This window comes from Longimicrobium sp. (genome assembly GCF_036280135.1).
Classification (GTDB): Bacteria; Gemmatimonadota; Gemmatimonadetes; order Longimicrobiales; family Longimicrobiaceae; genus Longimicrobium.
The window spans coordinates 1-8,456 of record NZ_DASURI010000899.1 but is presented as its reverse complement, the minus strand read 5'-3'; the positions used below and the strand labels follow the sequence as shown (position 1 = coordinate 8,456).

At 71.1% G+C, this 8,456-nt stretch carries 7 protein-coding genes; 2 read left to right on the top strand and 5 right to left on the bottom strand.

What is annotated here, in order from left to right; genetic code table 11:
• Nucleotides 1–777: tetratricopeptide repeat protein (locus VFZ20_RS29050; protein ID WP_329687471.1), on the bottom strand; the 777-nt coding region annotated here is incomplete at its 3' end.
• Nucleotides 778–1,158: 381 nt separating this feature from the next.
• Between VFZ20_RS29050 and VFZ20_RS29045 the strand changes: the two genes are divergently transcribed.
• Nucleotides 1,159–2,277: an ABC transporter substrate-binding protein gene (locus VFZ20_RS29045; RefSeq protein WP_329687470.1), complete on the top strand. Its 1,119-nt coding sequence runs from the start codon at nt 1,159–1,161 to the stop codon at nt 2,275–2,277.
• 666 nt (nt 2,278–2,943) lie between these two features.
• Here VFZ20_RS29045 and VFZ20_RS29040 read toward each other — a convergent pair.
• From VFZ20_RS29040 to VFZ20_RS29025, 4 genes are all read right to left on the bottom strand, one after another.
• The gene (locus VFZ20_RS29040) at nt 2,944–3,084 is read right to left on the bottom strand and encodes a hypothetical protein (protein WP_329687469.1); all 141 of its coding nucleotides are present in this window, start codon (nt 3,082–3,084) and stop codon (nt 2,944–2,946) included.
• Between the two features lie 64 nt (nt 3,085–3,148).
• The gene (feoB, locus tag VFZ20_RS29035) at nt 3,149–5,326 is read right to left on the bottom strand and encodes a ferrous iron transport protein B (RefSeq protein WP_329687468.1); all 2,178 of its coding nucleotides are present in this window, start codon (nt 5,324–5,326) and stop codon (nt 3,149–3,151) included.
• A 7-nt stretch (nt 5,327–5,333) separates the two neighbouring features.
• On the bottom strand, nt 5,334–5,555 hold the full coding sequence (locus VFZ20_RS29030) for a FeoA family protein (RefSeq protein ID WP_329687467.1): 222 nt from the start codon (nt 5,553–5,555) through the stop codon (nt 5,334–5,336).
• Nucleotides 5,552–5,830, bottom strand: a complete 279-nt coding sequence (locus VFZ20_RS29025; protein ID WP_329687466.1) for a FeoA family protein — start codon at nt 5,828–5,830, stop codon at nt 5,552–5,554. Before VFZ20_RS29025 ends, VFZ20_RS29030 begins: the two co-directional genes overlap by 4 nt.
• A 471-nt stretch (nt 5,831–6,301) precedes the next feature.
• Here VFZ20_RS29025 and VFZ20_RS29020 point away from each other — a divergent pair, with 471 nt between their 5' ends.
• On the top strand, nt 6,302–8,002 hold the full coding sequence (locus VFZ20_RS29020) for an Ig-like domain-containing protein (RefSeq protein WP_329687465.1): 1,701 nt from the start codon (nt 6,302–6,304) through the stop codon (nt 8,000–8,002).
• Nucleotides 8,003–8,456 lie beyond the last annotated feature (454 nt).

Sequence of the window (8,456 nt, the reverse complement as noted above, 5' to 3'; positions counted from 1 at the left end):
GCGGGCGTAGCGCTCGGCGTCGTCCAGGTCGCCGGCCTCCATGGCGATCAGGAAGAGGCCGTGCAGGGCGGAGCCGCGGATGGTGAGCATCCCGTGGCGCCGGCCCGCGCGCATGGCCTGGGTGAAGTACCGGCGCGCGGCCCCCGGCATGTCGCGGCGGGCGTACAGGTTGCCCAGGTCCACGTACGCCTGCGCGTAGCTCGTCCAGTCCTTGGCCCGCCGCGCCAGGCCAATGCAGCGCCGCAGCCACGTCTCGGCGCGGGCGCCGCGCCCCCAGCGCAGGGCCAGGCTGCCCACCGTGTGCGCGGGGCCGGCCTCCTCGGGCGAGGCCAGGGCCGCCGCCTGGGCGTAGGCCAGCGCCGTGCCGAACGATCCCTGGTCCAGGGCCCAGCGCGACACCTCCAGGCAGACCAGGCTCACGATCTCGCCGTTGGTGGACCCGGGGCTGCCCACGAGGGCGGCAAGCATGGTGAGCGATACTTCCAGGCCAGGATCGGCCACGGACGACTTGATCTGCGCGAGGCGCTTTTGGGCCGCTTCTTCCGTGAACAGCCCCTCGCGCCGCTCGGGGTCGATGGAGGACCACAGGGTCACGTCGCGCAGGGAATTCCACAGCAGGAGCCCAAGGTCGCCCTTGAACTCCTCCAGGATCTGCGACGCCTCCAGCGTTTCGTCCGGTTCCCGCAGGATGGCGGGGGGAATGCACCAGCGTCGGGAAATGTTACGGCGCCTGCCACGCGGTCGGGTGGCGCTGCTTCGTGCAAGCCGTGCCTTCATGGCCGATGCTCCGTGGCGGAGGACCGCGCCGGCTCCGGGCGCGCCCCGCCCATGGGGAGGAGGGCAGCCGCGGGGGCGCTCCGTTCCTCCTGGGGTGGACGGTGTGGTGGGTCCGGGAGGTCCCGGACGGGCGAAAGGTGGCGCCAAGGGCCGGGACTTGCGGCGTCTCCTTTCTCCCAATAGTCTACTCCGTGGAACCCCACTATAACGTGGACAGAGTGGACGACCCTGGAAGGTAGTTTACTTCGTCTACTTAGTCAAGTCCCCCGATCCGCCGGCGTGCGGGCCCTCTTTCGGGCGCCGCGCCGGCCGACCCGCGATCCTCGTCCTGCCCTGCTCTCCGGAATGTATAATATGGCGCGAAAGTACGCGAGTGCCGCGATGGTCCTGGCGCTGGCGGCCGCCCTGGCGGCGTGCGACCGCGGGGGCGGCGGCAAGGTCTACATCGGCGTGGCGGGGCCGCTGGGCGCCGCCAACGGTGTGTCCATGAAGCGCGCGGCCGAGATGGCGGCGGCCGAGATCAACGCGGCCGGCGGCATCCGGGGTGACTCGGTGGAGCTCGTCTTCGGGGACGACGGGGCCGATCCGCAAAAGGCCATCCAGGTGGCCAGCACGCTCAAGGGCGACCCGCGGGTGGTGGCGGTCATTGGCCACGTGAACTCGTCGGCCAGCCTGCGCGCCGCCACCATCTACAACGCGGACGACGACGCCGGCTCGCCCGTGGTGCAGATCTCGCCGGCCAGCAGCGCGCCGGCCCTGCGGCAGGCGGGCCCGTGGACGTTCCGGGTGACGCCCACGGACCTGGAGTTCTCTCCGGCGCTGGCCAAGTACGCGCGGGGGCTCAACCTGCGCCGCGCGGCCGTGCTCTACGCCAACGACGACTACGGGCAGGGGGTGATGGCCACCTTCGAGCGCGCGTTTCGCGGTGGCGGCGGCGCGGTGGTGGCGGCGGACCCGTACATCCCCGCCGTGCTGGAGCGGGGAACGGAGCTGGACCCGTACCTGGTGCGCGCCATGGGCCGCGGCGCCGACGCGCTGATCATCGGCGGGCAGGCGACGGAGGGGGTGAAGATCATCCAGGCGGCGCGGCGGCTGGGCTACACGGGCCCCATCCTGGGCTCTGACGGCCTGACGGGCGCCAAGGACGCGGGCGCCGTGGCCGAGGGGGTGTTCGTGAGCTCCGCGTTCCTGCCCGACCGGCCCGACGCCACGGCGCAGCGCTTCGTGGAGGCGTACCGCAAGCGCTACCAGTCGCTGCCGGACCACCGCGGCGCCATGACGTACGACATCATGTACCTGCTGCGCGATGCCATCCGGGAGGCGGGGACGGACCGCCAGGCCATCCGGGACTACGTGGCGCGCATCGGCGCGGAGGGCGGGGTGCGGGCGTTCAACGGCGTCTCGGGCCCCATCCAGTTCGACACGGCCGGCGACGTGCGGGGCAAGCCCGTGACGGTGGGCGTGGTGCGCGGCGGGCAGCTGGTGACGGCCCGTCGCTAGGGAATAGGTGATAGGGAATAGGGAATAGCCTGCAACTGCTTTAACTGCGGACAGCCTGCGACTGCTTCGGCGGATGCGGGCTGTCGTGTTTTTGCGCTGAGAGGCAGCAGGAAATCCCTCCCGCGCTGGAAGCGTCATCCTGAGGAGCCGCCGCGCGGTCCGGACTTCTCGACAGGCCACGACGGCGACGAAGGATCTTGCCCGCAAAGCTCTGCCACTGCCCTCGTGCACGAAGTCCACCTTCGAGCTCCGCACGCAAGATCCTTCGGTCGCGCCAAAGTCCTGCGTGCATTCACGTCACGCGCGGCGCTCCCTCAGGATGACGCCCTCTGGGTTCCATCGAAGGGCAGGTCGGGCAACGCCCTCTGAATAGAAAGCCGCGGCGGGGCTCGTGCGGAGTAGCGTGCCCCGGGCGAGCGCCCCCTCCGGGCTCGCGGAGCTCGCCCACCTCCCCCAAGAAACCCTGGGGGAGGTTGAACTGCGGCGACTTTTATCCCGCAGGGTGCGCGTAGCGCCGAATACCTCAGTATGACGCTTCTTGGGTTCCAACGAGAGGCAGGTCGGGCAACGCCCTCTCAGATGACGCATCTGGAAATCAGAAAGCCCCGTCCCGATGACGCGTGTGCGTCGTCGAGACGGGGCTTCGGCATTCAGCCGTGGCGCGGATTAGTGCGAGCAGCCGCAGTCGCCGCCGCAGTTCTTGCCCTTGCCCGTGGTCGCGCGGGCGGAGAGGAGCGTGCGCCGGAACTTGTTCCCGACGAACAGCGCCGCCCCCAGCACGATCAGCGCGACGATCAGCATCTGCATGTCCATCCTCCAGCTCCCGCAGTTGCAGGCTATTCCCTATTCCCTATCACCTATTCCCTGCAGTTCAGCCCCAGCCCAGCAGCCGGCCTCCCTGGTACACGATCAGCGCGGAGACGTAGGCCAGTGCCAGCATCCACAGGAACTGGAACCCCGCCCAGCGTACCCCGGTCCATCCGCCGCCCGTCTCGCGCACCACCACGGCCGCCGTGCTCATGCACATCATGGCGAACACGTAGAACACCATCAGCCCCACGGCCACCAGCGGGGTGTACACCACGCGGCCGTCCGCGTGCGTCTCGGCCCGCAGCTGGTCGCGCAGGGTCACGGACTCCTCGTTGGCATCCGAGCCCACGCCGTAGATGGTGCCCATCGTGGCCACGAACACCTCGCGCGCAGCGAACGAGCTCAAAATGCCCACCCCGATCTTCCAGTCGTACCCCAGCGGACGCACCAGCGGCTCCACGGCGTGCCCCGCGCGGCCCAGCGCGCTGTGGGCCAGCTGCGCCTCCTGCGCCTGCTGCTCGTTCAGCCCCGCCGGCGCCTCGGTCCGCGGATACGTGGCCAGGGCCCACAGCAGAATGGAGAGCGCCAGGATGACCGTGCCCGCCTTCTTGAGGAACATGCTGGCGCGGTGGCCCACCGACAGCGCCAGGCTGCGCGGGCGCGGCAGGCGGTACGGCGGCAGCTCCATGATCATGGGCCGCGCCTGCCCCTTGAGCAGCGTGCGCTTGAAGAGGGACGCGACAACCAGCGCCGACACCGTGCCCAGCAGGTACATCCCCAGGAGCGTGAGCCCCTGCAGGTTGAAGACGCCCGCCACGGCGATGGGCGGGATGAAGGTGCCGATGAGCAGCGTGTAGATGGGGATGCGCGCCGAGCAGCTCATCAGCGGCAGCACCATGATGGTGGCCAGCCGGTCCTTGCGGCTCTCGATGGTGCGCGTGGCCATGATCCCCGGCACGGCGCAGGCGTAGCCGCTGAGCATGGGAATGAAGCTGCGCCCGTGCAGCCCCACGCTCCTCATGAAGCGGTCCATGATGAACGCGGCCCGCGCCATGTACCCCGTGTCCTCCAGGATGCCGATGAAGAGGAACAGGATGGTGATCTGCGGCAGGAACACCAGCACGGAGCCCACGCCCGCGATCACGCCGTCCACGACCAGGCTCTGCAGGTCGCCGGGAGGGATGGCACCGGCCACCGTCTGCCCCACGAGGCCGAACAGGCTCTCCACCCACCCGATGAGCGGCTCCGCCCAGGTAAAGATGGACTGGAAGACGAGCGCCATCAGGCCGATGAAGATCAGCGGGCCCCCCACGCGGTGCAGGACGACGGCGTCCACGCGGTCCGTGAACGTCCTGCCGCCGCCGCCCACGCGCCGGACGGTGCGGTCCACCACGTCGGCGATCCACCCGTAGCGCGCCTCGGCCTCCAGGCTCGTGGGCACCAGGCCGGCGGCCTCGACCTCCGTCCGGGCGGCGTCCACGGCGGGCTGCAGGCCCGGCACGTCGGCCAGGTGGCGGCCCACGTCGCGGACGGCCAGCAGGCGCAGGGCCTCCATGGCCGCGGCGGAGGGGTTGAAGCCGGCGTCCGTCAGCCGCTGCTCCACGGGGCGCAGCGCGGCGGCGGCCTCGGGCGGCAGGGTGAACTGGCGCTCGGGGCGGGGCAGGCCGGCGGCCTTGCGGACGGCGCTCTTGAGCACGTCCAGCCCCTGGCCGCGCGTGGCGACCGTGGCGACCACGGGAGCGCCCAGCTCCAGCGTGAGCTCCACGGCGTCCACGTGGATGCCGGCCGCCTCGGCCGCGTCCACCTGGTTCAGGGCCACGACGGTGGGCAGCCCCAGCTCCAGCACCTGCGAGGCCAGGAAGAGGTTGCGCTCCAGGTTGGCGGCATCCGCCACGACGATGGCCACGTCGGGGCGGTCGATGCCGGGCGCGTGGCCCGTGAGCACGGCCAGGGCGATCTCCTCGTCCGGCGACGCGGCGCTGAGCGAGTAGGTGCCCGGGAGGTCGATGATGGTGACGGCGCCGGCGTCGTCGCGGTAGCGGCCCTCGACGCGCTCCACGGTGACGCCGGAATAGTTGCCCACGCGCTGCCGCATGCCGGTCAGCGCGTTGAAGAGCGTGCTCTTGCCCGTGTTGGGATTGCCGATCAGCGCCACATGCAGCACACCCCCGCCGCGCGCATCTTCCGCGGGCGAGGGCGTGGCGGGCGCGGAGATCGTTCCGGCCGCGGCCTCTTGCATCCTACCTCTATTCGACTTCGATGTGCTCCGCCTCGGAGCGGCGGAGCGTGAGCATGAACCCGCGGACCTTCACCTCCAGCGGGTCGCCCAGGGGAGCCCGGCGCACCACCTCGACGGTGGTGCCGCGCATGAGCCCCATCTCCATGAGCCGGCGCGACGCCTCGGCGTCGCCGGCCACCTTGATCACCTTCCCGCGCTCGCCGGGGGAAAGCTGCGCGAGCGTCTTCACCCGGCCAGCGGCAGCACCTTGATGGCGCGCGCCAGGGCGTGGCCCAGGGCCAGGCGGCTGCCCTTGACCTCCAGCAGCATGCCGTTGCGCGAATCGATCACCTGCACGCAGGTGCCCTCGAAGAGCCCCATGCCGCGCAGGCGGTGGGCCTCGTCGTGGTCGCAGTCCATGCGCAGCACGGCCGCGCGGCACCCGGTGGCGCACGCCGCCAGCGGGCACTCGGCGCAGCGCGCGGGTGCTTCCTGGGGCTTCTTGCGGAACAGGCGGCTCAGCATGGTGCGGCGGAGCGTCGTCGGCTGCGGGTGAGAATCAGTTTCAACTGCGCTGGAAGATAGGCAGGGGCAGGCGGGCGGGCAAGTGCGGAGTGGAAAAAAGTGCGAGAGTGCGAGAGTGCGAGAGTGCGAGAGTGCGAGAGTAACTGCGTCCGGCGATCGGCCGGGGCTTGTCGACGGTTGTACGATCCTTCTCCCCTCTCCGCGAGGAACGAGCGGGGAGGGGCCGGGGGCGGGCTGCTGCCGGCGCGATCCGCCCACCACCACTGGATCCGCACTTCCGCACTTTCGCACTTTCGCACTTTCGCATTCGTCCCTTCTGCTACGGTTGACGCATCAGCGCGTCTTTGCGACATTCGTGCGCGGGAGAGACGTCTGTTCCGGCGATCCGCATCCGGAGTTCGTTTCTCCTGACACACCGCGTGCATGCCGCGCGACTCCCCATCCGCCGTACCTCAGCAATCCTCGTCTCCAATGAAATCCATGAAGTGGCTCGCCGCCGCCTGCATCGCGCTGGCCGCGTGCAGCGGCGACGGCACCGGGTCGGACAACAAGGCCGGTCCTCCCTCGGCCGTGGCGCGCCCCGCGGGCGACGCGCAGCAGGCGGCGGTGGGGACGGCCCTGCCCACGCCGCTCAAGGTCCGCGTGACGGACGCGGCGGGGAAGGCCACGCCCAACGTGTCCGTGGCCTGGGCCGTGACGGCGGGCGGCGGCGCTGTCACGCCCGGCTCGTCCGTGACGGACGCCAACGGCGAGGCGTCGGCCACGTGGACGCTGGGCACGCAGGCCGGCCCGCAGACCGCGACGGCCACGGTGGCGGGGCTGGCGCCGGCCACCTTCACGGCCACGGCGTCGGCCGGGGCGGCGGCGCAGATGACGGTGGTGAGCGGCGCGGACCAGCTGGCCATCGCGGGGAGCGAGCTCACGCGCAACCTCACCTTCAAGGTCACGGACCAGTACGGCAACCCGGTGGCCGGGCAGGCCGTCACGCTGAGCGTGAACGCGGCCCTGGCCAGCCTGACGGGCAACGGCACGGCGACGGCGGCGGACGGCACCGTCTCCACGCGCGTCACCGTGTTTCCCGCGGCGCCGCGGTCCACGCAGCTGCGGGTGACAGCCACGGCGGGCGCGGCCACCCGCGGGGTGGACTTCTACGTGCGCCGGCCCGTGCTGATCTACACGCGCTACTCGAACACGGGCGCGCGCATCCACGAGCTGGACCTGCTGTCGGAGACCACGCGTGCGCTCACGGGGGCGGACGAGCAGGCGTTCACGGGCGCGCTCTCGCCCGACGGCAGCATGCTGGCGTACTCGCGGTACAACCCGGGGACCACCTACAACGACCTGGTGGTGCTCACGCTCGCCACGGGCCAGCGGCGGGTGGTGTACGCCCCCGGCGACCGCGACGTGCTGCTGCCTTCGTTCGCGCCGGACAACGAGACGCTCGTCTTTACCTCGTACACGTACGACGCGGACGGGTCGATCGTGCAGTCGCGCGTGGGCACCTTCAACCTGCGCACGGCGGCGCTGCAGTCCAACCTGCTGGGCTCGGGCATCGTGGACATGGCCCAGTTCGGCCCGGACGGGCGCATGGTGTACGTGACCTGGGACGACGCGGCGGACCTGTTCATGCGCGAGACGTCGGGCGCCACGGCCCGCGTGCTCAACACGCCGGACGTCTACGACTTCGACCCGGCGTTCCTCTCCGCCTCGCGGCTGGTGCACACGTGCTTCCGCACCGCGGCGGACGCCTCGTACGACATCTGCAGCGTCAACACGAACGGCACGGACCCGCGCAGCAGCGTGGACCCGGAGTGGGAGGACTTTGACCCCACCGTGTCGTACGACCGGCTGAAGATCGCGTTCTCGTCGTTCCCGACGGACGGCGCGGGCGGCATCGACATCTACATGGGCCTGACGGCCGGCGGCGGCACGCTGGACGTGATCCCCGGCACAACGGACGACGAGGAGCTGGAGGCCCACTTTGGCCTGGTGGGCTGGAACCCCGCCCCCGGTGCCGCGGCGCTCTCGCGCCTGCCCGCGCCCGGCCCCGGCGGCGCCCGCCTGCCCGTCGCGGTGCGCAACCGCGTGATGGCGCGGCACCTGCCGCAGGGCATGCCGACGCTCCGCGGTCCGTCCGCGCGGACGCGCCGCCTGCAGCGCAGCGGCTTCTAAGCGACGATCCGCGTCTCCGCAAACCGCCCCGCCGGCCCCATGCCGGCGGGGCGGTTCCGCGTTCGGCGCGAGCCCTCGTCCCGAGATGAAGTTCTCCCTTCCCCCATGCCGTTTATGGGGGAAGGGTCGGGGATGGGGGGCGCTCCGCCCTGCCGCGATCCATCCTCCCATGCGCAAATCCCTCCTCCTCCTCCCCGTCCCCCGCTTGACCCGATTCGCGCCTGTGGTGTACGATGCGCACACCGCAACCGCATCGCACGAGGGGTTCACTCTCGCACTTTCGCACTCTCGCACTTTCGCACTCGCAGTTGTCGTCGGACCTTCGCCTGACCGGGACCCTCGCGTCGCAGTACTTCCGTTTCGCATGCGACCGGCAGCTTCGCTGGCACATGGTGCCCGTGGCGTTGCGCGGGGGCGATGTGCCCGCGCCCAACGACGACCCCGCCGCCGGCCC